This is a genomic window from Amycolatopsis sp. FDAARGOS 1241, assembly GCF_016889705.1.
GTDB lineage: Bacteria > Actinomycetota > Actinomycetes > Mycobacteriales > Pseudonocardiaceae > Amycolatopsis.
The window spans coordinates 9537196-9561055 of record NZ_CP069526.1; the positions used below are offsets into that span (position 1 = coordinate 9537196).

22 protein-coding genes are annotated in these 23860 nt (G+C 71.2%); 18 read left to right on the forward strand and 4 right to left on the reverse strand.

Annotated features, from left to right (window positions below; translation table 11 throughout):
- Window positions 1-90 precede the first annotated feature (90 nt).
- The 13 genes from I6J71_RS46215 (at window position 91) to I6J71_RS46275 (ending at window position 13067) form a co-directional block, all read left to right on the forward strand.
- Complete coding sequence (locus I6J71_RS46215; protein ID WP_204092631.1) at window positions 91-1638, forward strand: class I adenylate-forming enzyme family protein; 1548 nt, start codon at window positions 91-93, stop codon at window positions 1636-1638.
- A gap of 78 nt (window positions 1639-1716) precedes the next feature.
- Window positions 1717-2331 (forward strand): SRPBCC family protein, encoded by a 615-nt coding sequence (locus I6J71_RS46220; protein WP_204092632.1) that lies wholly within the window; start codon window positions 1717-1719, stop codon window positions 2329-2331.
- On the forward strand, window positions 2328-3725 hold the full coding sequence (locus I6J71_RS46225; protein WP_204092633.1) for an aldehyde dehydrogenase family protein: 1398 nt from the start codon (window positions 2328-2330) through the stop codon (window positions 3723-3725). Before I6J71_RS46220 ends, I6J71_RS46225 begins: the two co-directional genes overlap by 4 nt.
- Window positions 3722-4810: a zinc-binding dehydrogenase gene (locus tag I6J71_RS46230; RefSeq protein ID WP_239154300.1), complete on the forward strand. Its 1089-nt coding sequence runs from the start codon at window positions 3722-3724 to the stop codon at window positions 4808-4810. The genes I6J71_RS46225 and I6J71_RS46230 overlap by 4 nt, the downstream gene beginning before the upstream one ends.
- Window positions 4807-5601 carry an MBL fold metallo-hydrolase gene (locus I6J71_RS46235; RefSeq protein ID WP_204092634.1) on the forward strand — a complete coding sequence of 265 codons (795 nt, stop codon included), beginning with the start codon at window positions 4807-4809 and terminating at the stop codon, window positions 5599-5601. Before I6J71_RS46230 ends, I6J71_RS46235 begins: the two co-directional genes overlap by 4 nt.
- Window positions 5602-5612: 11 nt before the next feature.
- Window positions 5613-6377, forward strand: coding sequence for an SDR family NAD(P)-dependent oxidoreductase (locus I6J71_RS46240; RefSeq protein ID WP_204092635.1), 765 nt, complete (start codon window positions 5613-5615; stop codon window positions 6375-6377).
- Complete coding sequence (locus I6J71_RS46245; RefSeq protein ID WP_204092636.1) at window positions 6374-8704, forward strand: xanthine dehydrogenase family protein molybdopterin-binding subunit; 2331 nt, start codon at window positions 6374-6376, stop codon at window positions 8702-8704. Before I6J71_RS46240 ends, I6J71_RS46245 begins: the two co-directional genes overlap by 4 nt.
- The gene (locus I6J71_RS46250) at window positions 8701-9372 is read left to right on the forward strand and encodes an enoyl-CoA hydratase (protein ID WP_204092637.1); all 672 of its coding nucleotides are present in this window, start codon (window positions 8701-8703) and stop codon (window positions 9370-9372) included. Before I6J71_RS46245 ends, I6J71_RS46250 begins: the two co-directional genes overlap by 4 nt.
- Window positions 9369-10187, forward strand: coding sequence for a xanthine dehydrogenase family protein subunit M (locus tag I6J71_RS46255; protein WP_204092638.1), 819 nt, complete (start codon window positions 9369-9371; stop codon window positions 10185-10187). The genes I6J71_RS46250 and I6J71_RS46255 overlap by 4 nt, the downstream gene beginning before the upstream one ends.
- Window positions 10184-10651, forward strand: coding sequence for a (2Fe-2S)-binding protein (locus I6J71_RS46260; protein ID WP_204092639.1), 468 nt, complete (start codon window positions 10184-10186; stop codon window positions 10649-10651). The genes I6J71_RS46255 and I6J71_RS46260 overlap by 4 nt, the downstream gene beginning before the upstream one ends.
- Window positions 10648-11262 carry a hypothetical protein gene (locus I6J71_RS46265; protein ID WP_204092640.1) on the forward strand — a complete coding sequence of 205 codons (615 nt, stop codon included), beginning with the start codon at window positions 10648-10650 and terminating at the stop codon, window positions 11260-11262. Before I6J71_RS46260 ends, I6J71_RS46265 begins: the two co-directional genes overlap by 4 nt.
- Window positions 11259-11855, forward strand: a complete 597-nt coding sequence (locus tag I6J71_RS46270; RefSeq protein WP_204092641.1) for a TetR/AcrR family transcriptional regulator — start codon at window positions 11259-11261, stop codon at window positions 11853-11855. Before I6J71_RS46265 ends, I6J71_RS46270 begins: the two co-directional genes overlap by 4 nt.
- Window positions 11856-12338: 483 nt before the next feature.
- Window positions 12339-13067, forward strand: coding sequence for a serine hydrolase (locus I6J71_RS46275; RefSeq protein ID WP_204092642.1), 729 nt, complete (start codon window positions 12339-12341; stop codon window positions 13065-13067).
- 78 nt (window positions 13068-13145) lie between these two features.
- Here the strand turns inward: I6J71_RS46275 and I6J71_RS46280 are convergent, their stop codons facing one another.
- Both I6J71_RS46280 and I6J71_RS46285 read right to left on the reverse strand, forming a co-directional pair.
- Complete coding sequence (locus I6J71_RS46280; protein ID WP_204092643.1) at window positions 13146-13781, reverse strand: MBL fold metallo-hydrolase; 636 nt, start codon at window positions 13779-13781, stop codon at window positions 13146-13148.
- A 28-nt stretch (window positions 13782-13809) separates the two neighbouring features.
- On the reverse strand, window positions 13810-14736 hold the full coding sequence (locus I6J71_RS46285) for a DUF5937 family protein (protein WP_204092644.1): 927 nt from the start codon (window positions 14734-14736) through the stop codon (window positions 13810-13812).
- Between the two features lie 1163 nt (window positions 14737-15899).
- Between I6J71_RS46285 and I6J71_RS46290 the strand changes: the two genes are divergently transcribed.
- The 3 genes from I6J71_RS46290 to I6J71_RS46300 are packed head-to-tail and all read left to right on the forward strand — an operon-like array spanning window position 15900 to window position 19810.
- On the forward strand, window positions 15900-17057 hold the full coding sequence (locus I6J71_RS46290; protein WP_239154301.1) for an MFS transporter: 1158 nt from the start codon (window positions 15900-15902) through the stop codon (window positions 17055-17057).
- A gap of 36 nt (window positions 17058-17093) precedes the next feature.
- Window positions 17094-18590, forward strand: coding sequence for an aldehyde dehydrogenase family protein (locus tag I6J71_RS46295; protein ID WP_204092645.1), 1497 nt, complete (start codon window positions 17094-17096; stop codon window positions 18588-18590).
- Window positions 18591-18646: 56 nt separating this feature from the next.
- Window positions 18647-19810, forward strand: a complete 1164-nt coding sequence (locus I6J71_RS46300; RefSeq protein WP_204092646.1) for a lactate 2-monooxygenase — start codon at window positions 18647-18649, stop codon at window positions 19808-19810.
- Between the two features lie 251 nt (window positions 19811-20061).
- Here I6J71_RS46300 and I6J71_RS46305 read toward each other — a convergent pair whose 3' ends face one another.
- A complete protein-coding gene (locus I6J71_RS46305; RefSeq protein ID WP_204092647.1) occupies window positions 20062-21648 on the reverse strand; it encodes a GMC family oxidoreductase in 1587 nt (528 codons plus the stop codon).
- Window positions 21649-21865: 217 nt separating this feature from the next.
- On the opposite strand from I6J71_RS46305, the gene purS reads away from it, so the two are divergent.
- Together purS and purQ are read left to right on the forward strand one after the other, a co-directional pair.
- The gene (purS, locus tag I6J71_RS46310) at window positions 21866-22105 is read left to right on the forward strand and encodes a phosphoribosylformylglycinamidine synthase subunit PurS (RefSeq protein WP_204092648.1); all 240 of its coding nucleotides are present in this window, start codon (window positions 21866-21868) and stop codon (window positions 22103-22105) included.
- On the forward strand, window positions 22102-22779 hold the full coding sequence (gene purQ / locus I6J71_RS46315) for a phosphoribosylformylglycinamidine synthase subunit PurQ (RefSeq protein ID WP_204092649.1): 678 nt from the start codon (window positions 22102-22104) through the stop codon (window positions 22777-22779). Before purS ends, purQ begins: the two co-directional genes overlap by 4 nt.
- 264 nt (window positions 22780-23043) lie before the next feature.
- On the opposite strand, the gene I6J71_RS46320 is transcribed toward purQ, so the two are convergent.
- Complete coding sequence (locus I6J71_RS46320) at window positions 23044-23835, reverse strand: TIGR02452 family protein (RefSeq protein ID WP_204092650.1); 792 nt, start codon at window positions 23833-23835, stop codon at window positions 23044-23046.
- Window positions 23836-23860 lie beyond the last annotated feature (25 nt).

A 23860-nucleotide genomic window follows, 5' to 3' on the forward strand; every position in this document is an offset into this window, starting at 1 on the left:
GGCGTAGTGCGAACACCTTGCCCCGCCCCCTCGTGCTCTCTACACTCCAGCAACTAACTATCATTAGTTAACCTCGTGATGGAGATGTCGATGCTCAGAGTCGAGTTGATCCGTCCCATCCCCCAGCTGCTGGTCGGGCACGCGGCGCGCTTCGGCGGCAAGGTCGCGTTCTACGACGACCGCCGATCGGTCACGTACGCGGACCTGGCGGAACGAACGCGGCGGCTCGCGGGGAACCTCGTGGACGAGGGCGTGGCACACGGCGACCGCGTGCTGATCTACCTGGACAACAGCGTGGAAACGGCCGAGGCGTACCTGCTGACCACCCGCCTGGGCGCCGTCGGGGTGTGCGCGAACCCGAACGCCGCGCCCGCGGAGGTGGCTTACCAGCTGGGCGACAGTGATGCTCGCGTGGTGATCACCGACGACGCCCACCTCGACCACGTCCGCACGATGGTCGCGGCGCGGGGCGTCGACACGCTGGTCCTGCTGGTCACCGACGGTGCCGTCCCGCCGGACGCGCGGTCGTACGAGACGTTCGCGACCGCGGAACCGAAGAACGCGCCCCGCGACGACCTCGGCCTGGACGACGTCGCGTGGATGCTCTACACGTCCGGCACCACCGGCCGGCCCAAGGGCGTGCTGCTGACGCAACGCAGCTGCCTGTGGGTCGTCGCCGCGTGCTGGGCGCCGATCGTGGGGCTGACGCCGGCCGACCGGGTGCTGTGCCCGCTGCCGCTGTTCCACTCGTACGCGCTGGACCTGTGCGTGCTCGGCGTCTTCGCGGTCGGCGCCACGGAACGGATCCTGCCGCGGTTCACGACGTCGCGGGTGCTGGAACTGCTCACCAGTGAGCCGTTCACCTTCATGCCCGGCGTGCCCACGATGTTCCAGTACCTGCTCCACGGCACCCGCGGAAAAGGCTTCCACAGCACCACGTTGCGCATGTGCGTCTCGGCCGGCGCGATCATGCCCGCCGCGCTCAACGCCGAGTTCGAGCAGGAGTTCGGCGTGCAGCTGCTGGAGGGCTACGGCATCACGGAAACGTCCACAATGGTCACCATGAACACGCCCGGCGGCGGGCGTGTGCTGGGCTCGTGCGGCCTGCCGCTGCCCGGCGTCGGCGTGCGGCTGGTGGACCCGGTGACCGGCGAGGACGTCGGCGTCGGTGAGGAGGGCGAGCTGTGGGTGAGCGGCCCGAACATCATGCAGGGCTACCACAACCGAGCCGAGGCGAGCGCTGAGGCGCTGCACCTCGGCTGGTACCACACGGGTGACCTCGGCCGGCGCGACGCCAACGGGTTCCTCACGATTTCCGGGCGCACCAAGGAACTCATCATCCGCGGCGGCGAGAACATCTACCCGGCCGAAGTGGAGGCCGTGCTGCTGAAGGTCGCCGGCGTGGCCGACGCGGCCGTGGTCGCGCGCAAGCACGCCGACCTGGGTGAGGTTCCCGTCGCGTTCGTCGTGCCCGACGAGGCCGGCAAGGTCGACGAGCCGGCGCTGCTGGCCGCGTGCCGGCAGGAGCTGTCGCACTTCAAGGTGCCCGAGCAGATCCTCGAGATCGACGCGATCCCGCGCACCGGCTCGGGCAAGATCATGCGCTTCCGCCTGCAGGAACGCCTGATCGACGCATGACGCGCGACGCCCCGGCTTGACCCGGGGACGATGTCGGCCCTACTCTACAAACTAACGTTAATTAGTAAGGTGGTGTGTGTGGACCTCTCCAACACCTTCACCGTCGACCTGCCGGTCGAGGACGCCTGGCGCGTGCTGACGGACCTCGAGCGCGTCGCTCCGTGCCTGCCCGGTGCCGCGCTGCTCGGCGTCGAGAACGGCGTGTACCAGGGCGCGGTGAAGATCAAGGTGGGCCCAGTTTCGGCGAAGTACCAGGGCACGGCGCGTTTCGTCGAGAAGGACGAGACCGCTCACCGCGCGGTGTTGCGGGCCGAGGGCAAGGACGCCGGCGGCCAGGGCAACGCGGCCGCCACCGTCACCGCGACGCTCACCGCGCAGGGCAGCGGGACCACAGTGGACGTGCGCACCGACCTCGCCTTGTCGGGGCGGGTGGCGCAGTTCGGCCGCGGGGTGATCGCCGACGTCACCGGCAAGCTCCTCGGCCAGTTCGTGCAGCGCCTCGAAGCGGAGGTCGCCGGCACCGTCCAGCGCATCAACGGCAAGCCGGTGAACCTCGACGAGGTCGAACCGCTCGACGTGATGGCGAGCGTCGGCGGCACCGTCGCGAAGCGCGCGCTGCCTGTCGCGGCCGTGGCCCTGCTGCTGGCCGTGCTGGCGATCCTGGTGGCGCGCAAGGGAAAGGGGACACGATGAGCGACCTGGTGCGGGAACCCCACCTCTATGTCGGCGGCCGGTGGATCGCCGGCGGTGGCAGCGACTGCGAGGTCGAGAACCCGGCCACCGAGGAGCCCGCCGGTGTCGTCACGCAGGCCTCGCCGGCCGTCGTGAACCTCGCGGTGGCCTCAGCGAACGCGGCGTTCGACGGCTGGTCCACCACGCCCGTCGCCGAGCGGGCCGCGGCCCTGCGGCGCCTGCACGACGTGATCTTGGAGCGTGCCGAGCGGTTCGCCGAGCTCATCACGCTCGAACAGGGCTCGCCGCCGCCGGTGGCGCGGAAGTTGCACGTGGACACTCCACTGGCGGTGCTGGCCCGCACGGCCGACGCGCTGGAGCAGTTCGAGTTCCGCCGCGAACTCGGCAACTCCGTGATCCTGCGCGAGCCCGTCGGGGTCGTCGCCGCGATCACGCCGTGGAACCTGCCGCTGCACCAGATCATCGTCAAGGTCGTGCCTGCACTCGCCGCCGGCTGCACCGTGGTGCTCAAGCCGGCCGCGCTGACGCCGCTCACCGCGTTCGAGCTCATGCGCGCCTTCGAGGCCGCCGGTTTCCCGGCCGGCACGATCAACCTCGCCACCGGCAGCGGTGGTGACGTCGGCGACCAGCTGACGCGCAGCGTGGGCGTCGACCACGTGTCGTTCACCGGGTCCACGCCGGTCGGCGCGCAGGTCGCGGCCGCCGCAGCGGAGACGATCAAGGGTGTCACGTTGGAGCTGGGCGGCAAGTCCGCCAGCGTCGTGCTGTCCGATGTGGACGATGCGCTGCTCGCCAAGGCCGTGAAGGTCACCGTGGCGAACTGCTACCTCAACGGCGGCCAGACGTGCACCGCGCTCTCGCGGCTGATCGTCCCGGCCGACCGGCTCGCGCAGGTGGAAGAACTGGCGGCCGCCGCCTCGGCGAAGTACGTCCCGGGCGAGCGGCTCGGTCCGCTCATCTCGGCCGGGCAGCGCAAGGAGGTCGAGAGCTTCCTCGCACCGGGTGAGGCGCGGGCCATCACCGGCCCGGTCGAGCTGCCGGACCGCGGCTACTACGTGCAGCCCACCGTCTACAGCGGAGTCGATCCCGACTCCCGGCTCGCGCAGGAGGAGGTTTTCGGGCCCGTCCTGGCGATTCTCGCCGCGAAGTCGGACGACGAAGCCATCGCCATCGCCAACAACTCGCGGTACGGGCTCGGCGGTGCACTGTGGACCGGCGACCCGGACCACGCGCTGGAGTACGCCGCGCGCATCCGCACCGGCCAGGTCGACGTGAACGGCGCGCCGTTCAACCCGCGCGCGCCGTTCGGCGGGTACAAGGCCTCAGGCGTCGGGCGCGAGATCGGCGACTACGGCATCGAAGACGTGCTCGAGATCAAGGCGGTGCAGCTGTGACCGAGATCAACGCGCTGGTCCTGCGGGAAACCGGCGCCCCGATGACCGTCGAGCGCATCCGGTTGCGCGACGTCGGGTCCAGTGACGTGCGGGTGCGCATCGACGCCACCGGTGTCTGCCACTCGGACCTGTCGCTGGCCCGCGGTGTGCTCGCGCAGGAGCTGCCGGCCGTGCTCGGCCACGAAGCGTGCGGCACGGTGCTGGAGGCGGGTGCGGACGTCGCGGACCTGGCCGTCGGCGACCGCGTGATCCTGCTGTGGATCACGCCGTGCGGCGACTGCGTCCACTGTGGACGTGGAGAGGCGCACTTGTGCGTCAACGGGTCGTCGCGCGGCGCCGAACCGTATGCGGTGGACGCCGAAGGCAACCCCGTTTACGCGGGGCTGACGGTCGGCTCGTTCGCCGAGCAGACCGTCGTTCCGGCGGCGGCCGCGGTCAAGGTGCCTGATGACATCAGCTCGGCCGACGCCGCGCTGCTCGGCTGCGCGGTGACCACCGGCGTCGGCGCGGTCACGAAGACCGCGCGGGTCACGCCCGGGTCGTCCGTGCTGGTCGTCGGCCTCGGCGGCGTCGGACTGGCCGCGATCCAGGGCGCGAAGCTGGCCGGTGCGGGCACGGTGATCGCCGTGGACCGCAACGTCGCCAAGGCGGCTTACGCGACGAAACTCGGCGCCGATCACTTCGTCCCGGCCGACGACACCACGAAGAAGGCCGTGCGCGCGCTGACTGGCGGTGAGGGCGTGGACTACGCGTTCGACTGCGTCGGCTCGGGCCGCACGATCCGCGACGCGTGGGGGATGACGCGGCGCGGCGGCACCGCGTGCGTGGTCGGTGTCGGCGGCAAGGACGACCAGGTGTCCTTCAGCGCGCTGGAGCTGTTCCACTTCGCGCGCACGCTCGTCGGCTGCGTCGCGGGATCCCTCGACGCGGCCCACGACCTACCGCGCTACTTCGACGACGTCCGCGCCGGCCGGCTCGACCTGGCCGCGATGGTGACCGGCCACGGTGGACTGCCGGACATCGAAGACGCCTTGACCGCCATGGCCGCGGGACAGGGTGTGCGGACGCTGGTGGTGCCGGCGTGAAGGTCGGAGCGCTCAGCATCGAACCGGTCTACGACGGCTACGGCCGCGAGCCCGGCCGCGAGGTCCTGACCCGCCCGGGCGAGGCCGACGCGTGGGCCTGCCACGAGCACCTGCTCGACGACCGCGGCGACCTCGACCTCACGCTCGGCGGGTTCCTTCTGCGCACGGGCGATCGCGTGGTGCTCATCGACGCCGGTGTCGGCACGATCGACAACGACAAGTACCACGGCGGCCGCTTCCTCGAAAGCCTGCGTGAGCACGGCGTCGCTCCCGAAGACGTGACCGACGTCGTGTTCACGCACCTGCACTTCGACCACGTCGGCTGGGCCACGAAGAAGGGCCAGGTCGTGTTCCCGAACGCGACCTACCGCGTGCACGCGGCCGACTGGGCGCACTTCGTCGACAGCCCGGACGCCGAAGCCGGCGCCGTGCGGAAGCTGTCGCCCCTGGCCGATCGGCTGCAACCGTTCACCGAGGACACGACGCTCGCACCCGGCCTGGACACCCGCCACGTGCCCGGCCACACGCCCGGCTCGACGATCTTCATCGTGTCCAGTGAAGGCGAACGCGCGTTGCTCCTCGGCGACGTCGCACACTCCACAGTGGAGCTGACCGACCCGACGTGGGAAGCGGTCTTCGACGTCGACCGCACGGCCGCCCGGCACGTGCGAGCGCGGTTGATCGGCGAGCTCACCGACAGCCCGGACGCGGTCGCCGCCGCGCACTTCCCCGGCCTGCGCTTCGGCCGGGTGGTGACCGTCGCCGGCGAGCGCCGGTTCGAGTTCATCTGAAAGGGGACCCCGTGGACCTCAAGCTCAACGGCAAGAACGTGCTGGTCACCGGCGCGGGCCAAGGACTCGGCCGCGCGATCGGGATGGCGTTCGCGCAGGAGGGTGCCAACGTCGCCTTCCACTACAACACCTCGGCCGACGGTGCCGAAGCCGGGGCGAAGGAAGCGGCTGCGCTCGGCGTGAAGGCCATCGCGGTGGGCGCGAACCTGCGCGACGGTGACTCCGTGCGCACCGCGGTCGACGACGTCACGGCGCAGCTCGGCTCGATCGACGTGCTGGTCAACAACGCGGCGGCCACGCAGAGCAAGCCGTTCCTCGAGACGACCGAGGAGGACTGGGACCCGCAGATCGGCGTCACCGTGGCCGGCACGCTGCGGATCACGCAGGCCGTGGCCAAGAAGATGGTCGAGAGCGGCGGCGGCGCCATCGTGAACCTCATGGGCGATTCCGGCCGTGTCGGCGAATCGCGGCTGCTGGTCACCGCCACCACACGCTCGACCACGGTCGGCCTGACCAAGTCGCTCGCGAAGGAGCTGGCGCGCCACGGGATCCGGGCCAACGCCGTGTCCATCGCGCTGGTCCAGACGTCCAGTTTGGACGACCACACCGGACACGCCGACGACGCCAAGATGAAGAAGATCCTGTCCGCCTACCCGTTGCGCCGCCTCGGCCGTCCCGAGGACGTGGTGCCGACCGTGCTGCTGCTGGCCTCCCCGCTCTCGTCCTGGACCACCGGGCAGATCGTGTCGGTCAACGGCGGCTACACGATGCCGTGACGGCGGTGGAGGAGCCGGCCGCGGGCGCCATCGGCAAGGTGGTGCGGCGCAAGGAGGACGCCCGGCTGATCACCGGCCGCGGCCGGTACGTGTCCGACCTGCAGCTGCCGCGGATGCGGCACGTCGCGTTCCTGCGCAGCCCGTTCGGCCACGCGCGGATCACCCGGCTCGACGCGGCTGCCGCGCGGGAACGGGCGGACGTGTTCACCGGGGACCAGCCCGAGTTCGCGAACGTGCCGCTGCGGGCGCTCTCGGCGCTGCCGTCCTACGTGGAGACCGAACAGCCGTTGCTCGCACGGGACAAGGTGCGGTTCGCGGGCGAACCCGTGGCCGCCGTCGTCGCCGCCGACCGCTACCGCGCCGAAGACGCGCTGGAGCTGATCGACGTCGACTACGAGCCGCTGCCCGTGAACGTCACGGCGTGGCTGCCGGTGACCGAACCGCTGCACGCCGAGGCGCCGGACAACGTGCTGCTCGAGCGCACCTTCGACACGGGTGAGGTGCCCGCCGCGCTGGCCTGTGCCGACCTCGTCGTCGAACGCGAGCTGATCACCAACCGGCACGCCGGCAACCCGATGGAGTGCCGGGCGGGGGTCGCGCTGTGGGACCCGGTCGACGACAAGCTGACGCTGTGGTCGGGCACGCAGGTCCCGCACATCGCGCGCAACATGATCGCCGAGCTGCTCGGTATCCCCGAAGGCAACGTGCGCGTGATCGCGCCCGACGTCGGCGGCGGATTCGGCGTGAAAGCCGTGGTGTACCCGGAGGACGTCGCGCTGTGCGTCATCGCGCGGCAGCTGCGCGGCACGCCCGTGAAGTGGGTCGAGGACCGCGCCGAGCACCTGCTCGCGGCCACGCACGCGCGTGATCACCGCTACGTCGTCAAGGCCGGTTTCACCGCCGACGGCGAACTGATGGCGCTCGACGCGGACGTGACCTGCAACGTCGGCGCATACTCCGTCTACCCCTGGACGGCCGGGATCGAACCGCTGATGGCCGGCGGTCTGCTGTCCGGGCCGTACCGGCTGCAGCACTACCGCTGCACCGTGCGCGGGGTCGCGACGAACACCGCGCCGTCCGGCCCGTACCGCGGGGTCGCCCGACCGGCGAGCGTGTTCGCGATGGAGTCGGTGCTCGACGCGGCGGCCGCCGAGCTGGGGATGTCCGGTGTGGACATCCGGCGGCGCAACCTGATCCGGCCGGAGGAAATCCCGTACCGCATGCCGTCGCGGCTGGTCGACGATTCGGGCTGGTACGGCGAATGCCTCGAGAAGGCCGTCGAATCGATCGGGTACGACGAGTTCCGCGCCGAACAGCAGCGCCGGCGCACCCAGGGCGAGAATCCGATCGGCCTGGGGCTGGCCTGTTACAACGAGCTCACCGGCCTGGGCCGGGCGGCCGCGGCCGGCCCGCGGATGCCGTTCCGCACCGGCCACGACGCGTGCACCGTGCGCGTCAACCCCGACGGCCGGGTCACCGTGCTGTCCGGCGTGACGTCGCAGGGGCAAGGCCTGGAAACGACCGTGGCGCAGATCGTCGCGGACGCCGTCGGGGTGCCGTATTCGGACGTCGAGGTGCGCATCGGCGACACCAACGAATCGTTGTGGGGCTTCGGCGCGTTCTCCTCGCGCCAGGCCGTGATCGGCGGCGGCGCGGCGCACCGTTCCGCGATCGCCGTGCGGGAGAAGATCATTCGGCTCGCCTCGGAGCTGTACGAAGCGAACCCGGACGACCTCAGGCTCGTGAACGGCGAGGTGTTCGTCGTCGGCGAGGCCAAGCCGCTCGGCACGCTGGGCGAGCTCGCCCGCGTGGCGTACCTGGAGTCGAACCGGCTGCCGGACGGCATCGAGCCCGGCCTGGAGTCGACGCAGTTCTACGACCCGATCCGCGGCGCGTTCGCGGCCGGCGCGCAGGCGGCGGTCGTCGAGGTCGACCGGGCGACGGGCGAGCTGAAGATCCTCAAGTACGTGTGCGTCGAGGACGCCGGCACGGTGATCAACCCGCAGGTCGTCGAGGGGCAGATCGCCGGGTCGATCGCGCAGGGCATCGGCGGCGCGCTGTACGAGCACCTCATCTACGACGAGGGCGGCAACCTCTCCACGGGCACGCTCATGGACTACCTCATGCCGACGAGCGCCGAGGTGCCCGAGCTCGTGATCGGCCACCTGTCGCACCCGGCGGACAACCCGCTGGGCGTGCGCGGCGTCGGCGAGGGCGGCACGCTCGGCCCGAACGCCGTGCTCGCGGGCGCGGTCGCCGACGCGCTCGGTGTGCAGATCACGCACCTGCCGCTGACCCCGGCCGCGATCTGGGAGGCGGTTCGATGATCACGTCCGAGATCCGCGACGACGTGGGCGTCATCGCCCTCGACCGGCACGAACGGCGCAACGCGCTGGACGTCGAGCACCTCGACGACCTGCGCAAGGCGGTCGAAGACGTCGGCCCGCGGGTGCGTGCGCTCGTCATCACCGGGCGGGGCACGAGCTTCTGCGCCGGGGCCGACCTGCGCGGTGTCCACGGCGCCGGCTTCCGGAGCGCGCTCTACGCCGCCCTGCACAGCATCACCGCGCTGCCCGTGCCGGTGCTCGCGGCCGTCAACGGGCCGGCGATCGGCGCCGGGACGCAGCTGGCGATCGCGTGTGACCTGCGGGTGGCCTCGCCGTCCGCCGTGTTCGCGGTGCCGACCGCGCGCAACGGCCTGGTCGTGGACCCGTGGACGGTGCGCCGGCTCGCCTTGCTCGCCGGCGGGGGCGCCGCGCGGGCGATGCTCCTGGGCTGTGACCGGCTCGACGCTTCGCTGGCCCACACCCGCGGGCTCGTCGACCGGCTCGGCGACTTCGACGACGCTTTCGCGTGGGCGAGCGAGATCGCCGAGTTCTCGCCATCGTCGTTGCGGTACTCGAAACAAGCGCTCGACACGCTGTTCGAAGGTGCCTGGACTGCCACCCTGGACGATCTTTTCGAAGCGAGCTGGCCGAAGGAGGTGCCGACGTGAAACCCGCCCCGTTCGACTACGTCCGTGCGCACAGCGTCGACGAGGCCGTGCGGACGCTCGCCGACGCCGACGGGGACGGCAAGGTCCTCGCCGGCGGGCAGAGCCTGATGCCGGTGCTCGCGTTGCGCATGGCCCGGCCGCGTGTGCTCGTGGACGTCAACCGCATCCCCGGCCTGGCCACGATCACGCCCACCGACGGCGGCGTCCGGCTGGGCGCACTGGTGCGGCACGCGCGGCTGCTCGAACAGCAGCACCACCCGTTGCTGGCCGAGGCCGCGCGCTGGATCGGGCACACGGCGATCCGCACGCGCGGCACGAGCGGCGGCAGCATCGCGCACGCCGACCCGTCGGCCGAACTGCCGGTGGTCGCGGCGGCGCTGGAGGCGACCGTCCACATCGCCGGACCGACCGGTCGACGGTCCGAAGTGGCTACGGACTTCTTCGCCGGGCCACTGGAAACCACGCTCGCCGACGACGAGCTGATCACCGCCGTGGACCTGCCGGTGCCGCAGCGCTGGGGGTTCGCGGAGTTTTCCCGGCGCCACGGCGACTTCGGGCTCGTGCTCGTGGCCGCGGCGGAGGTCGCGGGCCGGTGGCGGCTGGCGATCGGCGGCGTCGGCGGGGTCCCGCTGCGGCCCGCGGAAGCCGAACAGCTGCTGAACGACGGCGCGGGCGTCGACGCGGTCGCGGCCGCCGCGGCGGCGGAAACCCGGCCGCAGAGCGATATCCACGCGTCGGCCGACTACCGGCGGGCGATGACGGCGGAGTTCGTCCGCCGCGCCCTGGCGCCCCACGGAAAGCGAGCCGCCGCATGAGAGCCGAGTTCACCGTCAACGGCACCCGCCACGACGTCGACGTCGAACCGCGCCGCACGCTCGCCGACGCGCTGCGCGAGGACCTCGGCCTGACGGGCACGCACCTGGGCTGCGAGCACGGCGTCTGCGGCGCGTGCACCGTGCTGGTCGACGGTGAGCCCGTGCGCGCGTGCCTGATGCTCGCCGTGCAGGCCGACGGGTGCTCCGTCAGCACCGTCGAAGGGCTGGCGGCCGACGACGGCACGCTGCACCCGTTGCAGGAAGCGTTTTGCGCGAAGCACGGGCTCCAATGCGGCTTCTGCACGCCCGGCATGCTGATGACGGCGCTCGACCTGCTGGACCGCGAACCGGCGCCGGACCGCGAACGCATCCGCGAGGAGCTGTCCGGCAACATCTGCCGCTGCACGGGTTACGTCGGCATCGTCGACGCGGTGGAAGCCGCCGCGCGCGAGCTGAACCCGTGAGGACCGCCGCGTGGCTGCGGCTCACCGGCGTGCCGGCCGACGCCGCGCGCAAGACCTGGCGCGAGCTGGACCGGCACGGCTGCGCCACGCTCTACGTCGACGGTGACCTCAGCCTGTGCGCGGCGCTCGCGGTCGAGACCACCACCGCCCGCATCTGCTGCTTCGTGCCGCTGGGCCGGCCGGAACACGTGCTGGCCGGGGCGCGCACCGTGCAGTACCTCAGCGCCGGCCGGTTCACCCTCGGGCTGCGCCCGGCGGATGACGACGACGGGCCGTTCGGGTCTGTCACCGGGTGCGCGCGCCTGGCCGAGGAGGTGCGGGCGGTGCTGGGCCCGTTGCCGATCACCGTCGCCGGGACGGGCCGGGGTAGCGTGCGGTTGGCGGCCGAATTCGCGACCTGCTGGCAGACCACGGACGTTCCGGGTGAACCGGACGCACTCGCCGCGCACTGCGCGGAGTTCGGCCGGCCGGTGCCGGAGAGATCCGTGGTCACGACCGGCGCGCGGCGGTGCGAGGTCGCCGCCGACGAGGTGGTGCTGCCGGTCGACCGGCCGCTGACGGGTGCCGAGTTCCTCGGCACCGCCGGGCTCGTGACGGGGAGGAACTGGTGACGGCAGCGCGCAGCGCGGTCAGCGAAGAGGCCGTGCTCGACACGGCGCTCACGCTGTTCGCCGAGCGGGGGTACCACGGCACCGCGCTCAGCCAGATCGCAGAGGTGCTGCAGATCCGCACGCCCAGCCTGTACAACCACATGCGGTCCAAAGAGGACTTGCTGCGGGCCATCGTGGACCGGACCACCGCGGCGGTGCTCGAGGACTTCGAGCGCGTGACCGGCGAGGACGACGACTGGACGGGGCAGCTGGCGCGCGCCACACGCGTGTACGCCTTCCGCCACGCCACGCACCGGCGCGAAGCCCTGGTGGTCAACCGGGACACCGACTGCCTCGGCGAACCGCATCGCACGCAGTTCCAGGCCCGCCGCCGGCGCCACGAGCACGCGTTCCGCGCGATCATCGCGTGCGGCGCCGACGCGGGGGTGTTCCACGTGGACTCGCCGGCGCTCGCGTCGTTCGCCATCCGCGAGATGTGCGTGAGCATCGCGCGCTGGTTCCGGGACCACGGTGCCATGACAGCCGACTCCGTGGCCGACGAGTACAGCCGCTACGCGTTGCAGATCGTGGGTTCGCAAACCGGGCATCGGTAAATATTTCACCCTAACGGGTAGAACGGGTTGACTCTTCCCGTTCCCGTTGCTTTGATATATGCCACTAACGAACGATAGTTAGTGAATTTCAGTGTTCCTGCGCCGACGCAGACTCCGCGCGGCGCGGAAACCATTTCCGGAAATCAGAACCGGTGTGCCCTCCCGGGTTTGTGGAACCGGGCGGTGAATGTTGTTCATCCGATCAACGGTGACGGTTGATCGACATCTGGAAAAAGAGTCTCCCCCTGTTGCGGAAAAGCCCATGGCCGGATCCGTGGTGGCTGTGGTGGCCGCGCTCATCGCCGGAACCACCACGTCCGTGGCCGCCGCGGAACGGCTGGCACCCCCCTTCTTCCAAGGCACCGCGGATGGCGGTGTGACCACGGCGAAGAGTGATCCGGCGAAGGTCAAGAACTGCGCCGACCCGAAAAGGGTGAGCCGTTCGGCACGGCGACCCCGCAGGAAGCCGGGCTCGACCCGGCGGTGCTGGAGCAATTGGCGATCACGCACCTGCTTTCGCTGCAGCGCACGCTTTACGTGCTGCGGTTCGGCTGCCTGGTGAAGACCGGCGCGCTGAACGCGGTGTTCGAGAACACGCCGCAGCACGTGTGGAGCATGACGAAGGGCTTCTCCACGGCGGTGATCGGCCGGGCCGTGACCATGGGTATCTGCGACGTGCACGACACCGTCGGCAAGTACTTCCCCGACCTCGGCGACGCGGTGCACCGGTCCGTGACCGCGCAGCAGCTTCTGCAGCACACGTCGGGCGTGAAGATGAACTGGGCCAACGAAATCCCGGGCATCGAGTTCGACCGCGTGAAGGTGTGGGGTTCCGCGCCGATGCAGCGCGCGCCCGGCACGTACTTCGAGTACAGCCAGAACGGCCCGGCGACCGTGAACGCGATGGCCGAGAAGAGCATGCAGCAGCACGGGTACAAGGACTTCCAGGACTTCGCGCAGCGCGAGCTGTTCGACGAGATCGGCATCGACCGCGACAACTACTTCTGGATGCGCGACCAGGCCGGGCACACCGAGGGCTACGCCGGCCTTCACATGCGACCGATCGACATCGCGCGATTCTCCTTGCTGGAGCAGAACAACGGCGTCTACGGCGGGCGGCGGCTGATCTCGCCGGAGTTCATGCGCGAAGCCGGCGCGGGTTCGGAGGCGAACCCCGGCTTCGGTTACCAGAGGCCGACCTGGTGCGCGTGATGGCGCACACGGGACCGTTCGTGCTGTACAACTGACCGGCTCCCGGGGTGGCCGCGGGGGCGGCCACCCCGGGGTTCGTCACAGCTGCGTGGCGACGCCGCGCTCCACGACCTGCACCTCGGTGCCCTGCGGCGCCAGGCTTTCGAACAGCCCGTAGTGCAGGGCCGGGCTCGAGAGCACTGCTTCGTGGATCGGCACGGACTTGCGCGGCGCGACGGCGCGCAGGAAGTCCACGGCCTCGCCGGCCTTGAGCCACGGCGCACCCGTCGGCAGGCCGAGCACGTCGATCTTCTGCTCCGGCACGAAGAACGAGTCGCCCGGGTGGTAGAAGGCGCCGTGGTCGAGGATGTAACCGATGTTCGGGATCACCGGGATGTCGCTGTGGATCACGGCGTGCTCGCCGCCGACGACGTTGACCGCAGTGCCCCCGATCTCGAAGGCGTCACCGGGGTTCGCGACTTCGTACTGAAAGTTCAGCTTCTGCACGGTCTCGACCGACCCCGGGTCGACGATCAGCTTGGCGTCCGGGTTCGCCGCCAGCAGCTTCGGCAGGCGTTCGCCGTCGATGTGGTCGAAGTGCTGGTGGGTGATGAGGACGGCGGACAGCTCGCGTTCGCCCTCGAAATCGGTGGAGAACGCGCCCGGGTCGATCAGGATCCGTTCGGCATCGGTCTCCAGCAGCACGCAGGCATGTCCGAAATGGACGATCCGCATCAGGATTCTCCTTCACACGTGGTCACATTCACCCTATGCCCGCCCACAGCGCGTCGCCAAGCTCGGTCCGCCGGTAGAGCACCCGGTGCCCGCGGCGCGTCGCCGTCGCCAATCCCGCTGCTCGCAGCGCCGTGAGGTGCGCGGAAACGGTCGCCTTGGCCAGCCCGAGCCGCTGTGCGAGCTCCGTCGTGGCCGCCGGCCGGTCCAGGGCGGTGAGCAAGATCGCCTTCGTCCGGCCCACCACGGCGGCCAGCGCTTCGGGCGCCAGCGCGGGCTCCGTCCACAGCGCGGCCACGCCTCGCGCGGGGTACAACACCGTCGGCTGCCACGGCGGCACCGCCACGACTCCCACCGACGGCCAGGCGAACACGCTCGGCACGAGCAGCAACCCCCGGTCGTCCAGCGTCAACCGCTCCCGCGCCGCTACGTCGACCAGCACCGTGTCCCCGGCGACGCGGATCTGCGGGTGCAGTGTCTCGAACACCCGCCGGACGCCGTGCTCGCCCAGCACCTGCGTGCGGTACGCGATGTCGCCCGCGATGACCTCGTGCAGCCGCGCCCAGTGCGGTTCGACGCTCGCGCGCCAGACGGCCTCCAACTGGTCGGCCAGCAGGTCCCGCGCCCGTTCGGGATCCCGCGGCAGCACCCCGAGGTCGGCGTCCACCATCCCCAGCTCCAGCGCCACCTGCTCCGGCGGCGTCCGGCGGACCACCCCGAGCTGCTCCTCCACCGTGGTCTCGGCCGACTCGGGCGGCGGGCTGAGGAACTCGGTGAGGTAGTGACGCGCCCCGAGCACCGCCTCGAGCTCCGGCACGGCCGGCCTCGGGCCGTGCAGCCACTCGGCCGCCCCGGGCAACCGCCGCCTGCCCAGCGCCACCCGCACCACGCCCACCGCCTCCTCCAGCGGCGACCCGGCGAACCACAACCCGGCGGGACTGAGCACGAGCTCGAGCATGGATTCGGGTTTAGCCGAATGACCGGGCGCCGGCCATCGCGGCGGCTTCGCCCTCGCGCGCTGCCCGTCGGGCCGCATCCGCACCGACGGCGTGCACCCGCGCCGAGCGGCCCTGATGGGGGAATAGCCCTGGGACCGGAGAACTGCTCTTGCGGGAAACGGTCCCGGTGGGAGACCGGCCCCCAGCCTCCGAGACGCAGGGTGCGGGCAAAGCCGGGTGGTGTTCCGAGCAGGGCGAGGGCTTTTGGCGTCGCGGGCGGTGCGGCACCTGGCGTTGCCCGAGAAACGGGCCCGCTCGTGACGGCGACGAGCAGGTGACGCGCTGTGGAGCAATGGCAGCCCCTCTCGGGTCAAACTCCACTGGGTCCGCGACGTCACCTACATCGAGGACCCCAGAGCCCGCGCCGGGATGTGCCAGTGGCGGCGGACGTGGTGTGCGATGCGGGCGGGATGCGCCCAGGCACCGGTGACGCTGGTGCGGCCGAGTGCCGCGTGGGTGGTGTGTTTCCGCTGGTGGCCTGGATGGCTGGCACTGGATGCACGACGCCTGGGGTTGCCTGGGGGAAACGATCGGGTGGCCGCGGAACCCACCCGAGGCGCGAGCTGGGTGGTGTTTTGTTCGCGGCGGCCGTGGCCACGGTTGTGGCTGGTGTGGTGGGAATCTCGTGTCTGGGCAGGGTCTCGAGCAGCCGGTGGAGCGGTGCTGGTTTTGCACGGCGAACACGTAGTAGACGCTGCGGGCGTGCCGGTTGTGGGCGGTGGTGTGCACGGCGTCGGCGGTGACGACCACAGGTGTCCGGCAGCCGCGGGAACCACACGACGCTGCCGGAACCCTGCCCTCCAAAAGGGCGCCCTCGTTCCGTTCCACCGGCGTGTCCGACCAAACCGGCGAAATGGGCCGCTGAGAGCCGAGTAGTCCACACCTTGGCCGGCCTGTGGGCCACTTCGGGCGAGCGCTCAAAAGTCCTGTTCAACGCACTCAGGACGCTGGCGACCCCTACGACAGCCGCCGGCGAGATGTCGAAGACCGCCGGAGCATCAGCCGCTGGCGGGTACGAAAGTGCCGGCAAGACCTCACAGCGGACACCAAGCCTTCAGCCGCCGAACATTCGGGCACAACCGAATCACTATCCGAACACCCCCGCCCGGCGAAGGTCGAACGCATGCTCACCACCACGTATTGGCGCTGGTCAGCCGGGGTGCAGCTCGCGCGGCTGCCGACCGCGATGGCGCCGCTGGCGTTCACGTCGCTGACCACAGCGGTGACCGGGTCGTACCGGCTCGGCGGGGTCCTGATGGCGGTCTACGCCGTCGCGGAGATGGCGGGTGCCGTGCCGGTCGGGCGGGTGCTGGATCGCGTCGGTGCGGCGCGCGGGCTGCGGGTGTTGCTCGTGCTGGTCGCCGCGGGAACGGCCGGCCTGGCCCTCGCGGCGGCGAGTGGCGCGAGCGGACCGGTGCTGCTCGCCCTCGTGGTCCTGCCGGGGCTCGCGGGCGGCGGGCTCTCGGGTGGCTTCCGCTCCCTGCTGGCCACGGTCGTGCGCCCCGACCAGCTCACCCGGGCCATCGCGGTGGACGCGATGCTCCTCGACGGCGTGCTGGTGGCCGGGCCGCTCCTCGTGGGGGCGCTCGTCCTCACCGGTCCCCTCGCGCCGTTGTTCGCGATGGCCGCCGCGGGCGCCGGGGCGGCCGTGCTCGTGCCGAAGCGGACAGCGGACCGCGCCACCACCAGAGTGAAAGTGCCCCTCGTCGCCTGCCTGCCCTGGCTGGCCTGCCAGTTCACCGTCGGCCTGCTGCTGTCCACGATCGAGGTCGCGCCCCTGCCCCTGGTCCAGTGCCTCGGCGCGCCCGCGGCCGCGGCGCCCGTGGTCGTGGCCGTGCTCTGCGGCGCAAGCATCGCCGGCAGCGCGGTCTACGCGTGGCGTGGCCGCGGCGGTCCCCGGCTCTTCCTCACCGCGTTCGTCGCCGGCGGCGCGCTCGTCGCGGCGAACCTCGGCTGGGCGGGCTTGATCACCGGCGTCGTGCTTGTCGGCGCCGCGACGGGACCGCTCGTGACGATCGCGTCCGTCCGCATCCAGCGTCTCCTTCCCGAGAACCGCCGGTCGGAGGGGTTTTCGGTGTCGTTCACGGTCCAGTCGTGCGGGTACGGGCTGGGATCGCTGGCCATCGGGGTCCTGCCGCTGTGGCTGGCACCGCTGCCCGGCGTTGCGGCTGCCGCGATCACGATCGGGTGGCTCCGGAACCCCTTTCGCCCAGGTGGCCGCCGGTGCGATGCTGACGCGGAGTCTCGGGCGACTATTGGCACTGCGTCAGCAACCTCGTAGCCTGAAGAACAACGCCGAAGAGCAGGGGAGACGCCGATGACCGCCGTCCAGCCGAACCCGACCTCGGTCGGGGAGACCTTCGATTCGCTGAGCCCGGCGACCGACGAGGTCGTGGGCACGTACCCGGTGCACACCGCCGCGGACGTGCGCGCGGCGGTCGACCGCGCACGCGTGGCGGCCGGGTGGTGGGACGGGCTGGGCTTCGCGGGGCGCGCCGACCGGTTGCGGCAGTGGAAGGGCGTGCTCACGCGGCGGCTCCCGCAGCTGTGCCAGGTGGTGCGCGACGAGACGGGCAAACCGATCGCCGACGCACAGCTCGAAAGCGTCCTCGCCATCGAGCACATCGCGTGGGCCGCGAAGCACGCGCGCAAGTACCTCGGCCGGCAGCGCCGCTCGGCCGGGCTGCTGATGTCGAACCAGGCCGCGACGGTCGAGTACCGCCCACTCGGCGTGGTCGGCGTGATCGGCCCGTGGAACTACCCCGTGTACACACCGCTCGGCTCGATCACGTACGCGCTGGCCGCCGGCAACGCCGTGGTCTTCAAGCCCAGCGAGTACACGCCGGGCGTCGGGAAGTGGCTGGTCGATGCGTTCGCCGAGATCGTGCCGGAGCAGCCGGTGCTGCAACTGGTCACCGGCTTCGGCGAGACGGGCGGCGCGCTGGTCACGTCGGGCGTCGACAAGATCGCCTTCACCGGGTCGACCGCGACGGGCAAGAAGATCATGGCCGCCGCCGCGAACACGCTCACCCCGGTCGTGATCGAGGCCGGCGGCAAGGACCCGGTGCTCGTCGACGCGGACGCCAACCTCGACGCCGCCGCCGACGCCACCGTCTGGGGTGCCTTCTCCAACTCCGGCCAGACGTGCATCGGCGTCGAGCGCGTGTACGTCCACGAGCGCGTGCACGACGCGTTCGTCGCGAAGGTGCTGGAGAAGAGCAAGGACGTGCGCGCCGGCTCCGACGAGGACGCGCAGTACGGCCCGGTCACCATGCCGTCGCAGCTCGCGGTGATCCGGCGGCACATCGCCGACGCCATCGAACGCGGCGGACGCGCGGTGCTCGGCGGGGTGGACAGCGTCGGTGATCGTTATGCCCAGCCCACCGTGCTGGTCGACGTGCCGGAGGACTCCGAGGCCGTGCGCGAGGAGACGTTCGGCCCAACGGTGACCATCGCCAAGGTCCGCGACATGGACGAAGCCGTCGAAAAGGCCAACGCCACCACCTACGGCCTCGGCTCCACCGTGTTCTCCAAGTCGCGCGGTGTCGAACTCGCCTCGAAGCTGCGCACCGGGATGACGTCGATCAACGCGCCGCTCTCGTTCGCCGGCATCGCTTCGCTGCCGTTCGGGGGCGTCGGCGACTCCGGGTTCGGCCGCATCCACGGCCCGGAGGGGCTGCGCGAGTTCGCGCGCACCAAGGCCGTCGCGCGGCAGCGCTTCACCGCGCCGGTGACCCTTACTTCGTTCAGCCGCAAGGAATCCACCGACGCACTGGTCGCCAAGCTCATCACGATCATGCACGGCAAGCGCTAGGGTCGAGGCCGCGACCCGGGGTTCCGGGGCGCGTCCCGCACCCAGAAAGAGCCCGCATGACGCGCTACGGCGACTTCCAGAACGAGATCTACTTCGCCGGGCTCACCGGCCGCGTCCCGACCATGCCGATGGTCTACGCCGACCTCGAAGCCCGTGCGGCGCAGGCACTTCCGCCGTCCGTGCTGTCCTATGTGGCCGGTGGGGCCGGTGACGAGCGCACCCAGCGCGGCAACGTCGAAGCGTTCTCGCGCTGGGGCCTGGTGCCGCGGATGTTCGTCGGGGCGAAGGACCGTGACCTGTCGGTGGAGCTGTTCGGGCTCAAGCTGCCGTCGCCGCTGTTCCTGGCACCGGTGGGCGTGATCGGCCTCTGCGCGCAGGACGGCCACGGCGATCTGGCGACCGCTCAAGCCGCCGCGCGCACGGGGGTGCCGATGGTCGCGTCCACGCTGTCCGTCGACGCGATGGAGCGGATCGTGCCGGAATTCGGGGACACGCCGGGCTTTTTCCAGCTCTACACGCCGACGAACCGCGACCTGGCGGCGTCTCTGGTGCAGCGCGCGGAGGCGGCGGGGTTCAAGGGCATCGTGGTCACGCTCGACACGTGGGTCACCGGGTGGCGGCCGCGGGATCTGTCCACCGCCAACTTCCCGCAGCTGCGCGGCCACTGCCTCGCGAACTACTTCACCGACCCGGTGTTCCGTTCGCTGCTGGGGAAGGCGCCCGAGGACGACCCCATGGCGGCGGTCGGGCTGTGGGCGCAGCTGTTCGGCAACCCGCTGACCTGGGACGACCTGCCGTGGTTGCGGTCGCTGACGAAGCTGCCCCTGATCGTGAAGGGCATCCAGCACCCGGACGACGCCCGCCGCGCCATCGACGGCGGCGTCGACGGCATCTACTGCTCAAACCACGGCGGCCGCCAGGCCAACGGCGGCCTCCCGGCCCTCGACTGCCTTGCCTCGGTCGTCGACGTATCCGGCGACACCCCGGTCCTGTTCGACTCGGGCATCCGCTCCGGGGCCGACGTGGTCAAGGCGCTGGCCCTCGGCGCCCGCGCCGTCGGTGTCGGGCGACCCTACGCGTGGGGCCTCGCCCTCGGTGGCGCGGACGGCGCCGTCCACGTCCTGCGCACCCTCCTGGCCGAAACCGACCTGATCATGGCCGTCGACGGCTACCCCACCCTCGCCGACCTCACGCGGGACAGCTTGCGGAAAGTCGGTTAGGTCCGACCCAAGCCGGTGCTCGCCTGGGTCCGACCCCAGGCTGGGGACAACTTGCTGGGTCGGACCCATGTTGGGGGCGACTTGCTGGGTCGGACCCAGGCTGCGGGCGACTCGCTGGGTCCGACCCAAGCGGGGGTAACTGACTGGCTCGGACCCAAGCGGGGACGACTCGCTGGGTCCGACCCAAGCTGGGGGTAACTGACTGGGTCGGACCCACGCTGCGGACACCGGCTTGGGCTCGACCTGACGGCCTATGCGGACCGGCCGCGGATCAGGTCGGCGGCCTTTTCGGCGACCATGATCGTCGGGGCGTTGGTGTTGCCGCGCGGGACGACGGGCATGACCGAGGCGTCCACGACGCGCAGGCCGTCGATCCCGCGCACCTTCAGCGCCGGGTCGACGACCGCGCGCTCGTCCGTGCCCATCGCGCACGTGCCGACCGGGTGGTAGAGCGTCTGGGTGTTCTCCCGCAGGTGCTCCGTCAACGCGTCGTCGGACAGGTCGTGGGTTTCCGGCAGGAAGGGCTTGTCCAGGAAGCGCGCGAGCGCGCCCGACTTGCCGATCTCGATGAGTGAGCGCAACGCGGCCTTCATGGTCTCGAGATCGATCGGCTCGGCGTAGTAGGCCGGGTCGATCTCGGGTTTCCACAAGGGATTCGCGGACTTGAGGCGGAGCCGGCCGCGGCTGGCGACGTCGACGAGGGTCGCCGCGGAGGTGAAGCCCGGGACGGTCGGTTCGCGCAGGCCGTTGTCGTAGAAGAGCGTGGGGGCGACGTGGATCTGCATGTCAGGAGCCGAAATCCCGTCGCGCGTCTCGTAGAACGCGCCCGCCTCGCCGATGTTCGACGCCAGCGGCCCGCGGCGCGTCAGCTGCCAGCGCACGAGGCCGGCGGGCGTCGCCGCGTCGACGAGGTCGGTGGTGCCGTTGGTCGACCAGATGATCCCGGCGGCCGGGTGGTCGTGCAGGTTCTCGCCGACGCCCGGCAGGCCCGCGACGACATCGATGCCCCGCTCCCGCAGGTGCTCCGCCGGACCGACGCCCGAGAGCATCAGCAGCTGCGGCGAGTTGATCGCGCCACCCGAGAGCAGCACCTCGGCGTTCGCGCGGGCCGTTACCTCGACGCCCTTGTGCAGGTAGGCGACGCCGACGGCGCGCGTCCCCTCGAACAGGATCCGCGTCGCCTGCGCGTGGGTGTGGACGGTCAGGTTGGGCCGGTCCAACGCGGGCCGCAGGTACGCGTCGGCGGTCGACCAGCGGCGGCCGCGCTTGCACGTCACCTGGTAGAGGCCCGCGCCCTCCTGGGACTCGCCGTTGAAGTCGTCCGTGTGCTTCAAGCCCCAGGCCACGGCGCTGTCGACCCACGCGCTCGACAGCTCGTGGGTGAAACGGCGGTCTTCGACGTGCAGCGGCCCGTCGGTGCCGTGCAGCGGGCCGCCGAGGCGCTGGTTGCCCTCGGCTCGCTTGAAGTACGGCAGCACGTCGTCCCAGCCCCAGCCGGTGGCGCCGTGGGCATCGCGCCAGCCGTCGTAGTCGGCGCGGTTGCCGCGGATGTAGATCATGGCGTTGATCGACGAGCAGCCGCCGAGCATCTTGCCGCGCGGCCAGTACGCGGGCTTGCCGGTGTGCTTCTGCTCGACGGTCTCGTAGTTCCAGTCCCACTTGGTCTTGAACAGCGACGCGAACGCGGCGGGGATGTGGATCTCGTCGGCGGTGTCCTCGCCGCCCGCCTCGAGCAGCAGCACCTGGGCGGCCGGGTCCTCGCTCAGCCGCGCCGCGAGCACGCACCCCGCGCTCCCCGCGCCGACGATGACGTAGTCGAAGGACTCCTGACCGGCCACAATGCCTCCAGCTGCTCATGTTGGCGTGCTGTCAACGACTCATCATGGCGCAGCACGCGGGCCGGGGAAAGGCCCCGCGAGCAGCATCCTCCAGCCGCGCGGTGCGGGCCAGTTGTGACCTGCGCTGCTGTCCCCGGCACCGGACGGGCGCCGGCCGCCGCCGGTCAAGTACGCTGCGGACGTACCCACGACCTGCGTGAATAAGGAGCAGCCTGCCGTGGCCCGAGTCGTCGTCGACGTCATGCCGAAACCCGAGATCCTCGACCCGCAGGGCCAGGCGGTGGCCCGCGCGCTGCCGCGGCTGGGGTTCACCGGCGTCACGGAAGTGCGCCAGGGCAAGCACTTCGAGCTCGAGGTCGACGACACCGTCGACGACGAGACGCTCGCCAAGATCGCCGAGGGTTTTCTCGCGAACCCCGTGATCGAGCAGTGGACGATCCGGCGGGTGGACGCGTGAGCGCGCGCATCGGGGTCATCACCTTCCCGGGCACCCTCGACGACGGCGACGCCACCCGTGCGATCCGCTACGCCGACGCCGAGGCCGTGCCCCTCTGGCACGCGGACGCCGACCTGCGCGGCGTCGACGCCGTCGTCGTCCCCGGCGGCTTCTCCTACGGCGATTACCTGCGCGCCGGCGTGATCGCGCGCTTCGCGCCGGTGATGGAGTCGGTCATCGACGCGGCCCGCAAGGGCATGCCGGTGCTCGGCATCTGCAACGGCTTCCAGATCCTCTGCGAAGCCGGCCTGCTACCCGGCGCGATGATCCGCAACGTCGGCCTGCACTTCGTGTGCCGCGACCAGTGGCTCCGGGTCGACGACAACACCACGGCCTGGACCAGCCGCTACGACAAGGGCGCGGAGATCCTCATCCCGCTCAAGAACAACGACGGCTGCTACGTGGCGGACCAGTCCACTTTGGACATGCTGGAGGCCGAGGGCCGTGTCGCGTTCCGCTACGTGGACGGCAACCCCAACGGCTCGCGCAACGACATCGCCGGCATCCGCAGCGAGAACGGCCGCGTCGTCGGCCTCATGCCCCACCCGGAACACGCGATCGACGCCCTGACCGGCCCGTCCGACGACGGCCTCGGCCTGTTCCTCAGCGCCGTCGACGCACTGGTTAAGGCCTGATTCTTTCCGGCCTTTTGAAGGGGCGGCGCCGGCTCCGGCACCGCCCCTTCGCGTGCGCAGGACGCGGCTCAGCCCGCAGCGAGGTGCGGGCGTCAGCGGGCGGGGACCACAGTCGAGACGGTGGCGGTCACGGGTGGCACCGGGTGCAGGTCGCTGTCGCGCTTGCACGAGGCGCTGCTGAGCGCGGCGGCAGCTACCAGGGCGGCTGCTGACACGTGCCGTGCGCGCGTTCTGGAGTGCCGAGTGCGGGTGTGCATCGTGCGGTCAGCTGAATTCACGGGCGAACGCGGTGTAGGTCGGTTCGCCGGCCCGCTTGTCCAGCACGGCGAAGACGACGCGCTCGAAGTGCGGGTGGTCCGCGAGGGCCTGGCGGAAGGCGGCGGCCACCACCGTCGGGTCGTTTTCGAAGACGCCGCAGCCCCAGGCGCCGAGGACGAGCGCGCGGTGGCCGTGGTGCGCGGCGAGGGCCACAACGCGCGCGGCGCGCCGTGTCAGCACGGCTGGGACCGAGGCCTCGTGCTGTGGCTGGTTGCGGCGGATCGCCCCCAGGTTCGGAGCGGCCGCCGTCAGGAACGAGACGGGGGAGGGCGTGGGCAGGAGGGCGCCGCGGTCGTCGCGGAAGACGGGGACGGCCGGTGAGTGGATGACGCGGTCGGTGTAGCGCAGGTCGGGGTCGGCGCGGTGGTGGGCGTAGAAGCCGGGGACCTCGAGCAGACAGGCGTGCAGCGCCGAGCAGCGGGCGATCGCCTCCTCCTGCGCCTGGGCACCGTTGAGGAAACCGCCGCCGGGGTTGCGGGCCGAGGCGAAGACCAGGCACGCGACGTCGTCGCCCACCCGGCGCGCGGCGTCGAGGCTCGACTCATTGGTGATCTCGATCCGCGGGGTCACCGTGGTCGCGGAACGGCGTGCGGGCTCGTCGGGCAGGTGCAGCCGGGTGCCCTTGCGCGCGTGCTCCACTTGCTCCCGGATCACGACCTCGGCGTCGCCCACGCGGTACGACCCGCGCTCGACGATCGCGACGGTCTCCGCGGCAATGGCTCTCAACCTGCTGCTCACGGGAAGCATGGTCCCGGCAGAACCT

Coding starts and splice junctions, on each gene's coding strand:
- I6J71_RS46215 (WP_204092631.1), top strand. CDS start 91: ATGCTCAGAGTCGAGTTGATCCGTCCCATCCCCCAGCTGCTGGTCGGG.
- I6J71_RS46225 (WP_204092633.1), top strand. CDS start 2,328: ATGAGCGACCTGGTGCGGGAACCCCACCTCTATGTCGGCGGCCGGTGG.
- I6J71_RS46250 (WP_204092637.1), top strand. CDS start 8,701: ATGATCACGTCCGAGATCCGCGACGACGTGGGCGTCATCGCCCTCGAC.
- I6J71_RS46260 (WP_204092639.1), top strand. CDS start 10,184: ATGAGAGCCGAGTTCACCGTCAACGGCACCCGCCACGACGTCGACGTC.
- I6J71_RS46280 (WP_204092643.1), bottom strand. CDS start 13,781: ATGCGGATCGTCCATTTCGGACATGCCTGCGTGCTGCTGGAGACCGAT.
- I6J71_RS46285 (WP_204092644.1), bottom strand. CDS start 14,736: ATGCTCGAGCTCGTGCTCAGTCCCGCCGGGTTGTGGTTCGCCGGGTCG.
- I6J71_RS46290 (WP_239154301.1), top strand. CDS start 15,900: ATGCTCACCACCACGTATTGGCGCTGGTCAGCCGGGGTGCAGCTCGCG.
- I6J71_RS46295 (WP_204092645.1), top strand. CDS start 17,094: ATGACCGCCGTCCAGCCGAACCCGACCTCGGTCGGGGAGACCTTCGAT.
- I6J71_RS46300 (WP_204092646.1), top strand. CDS start 18,647: ATGACGCGCTACGGCGACTTCCAGAACGAGATCTACTTCGCCGGGCTC.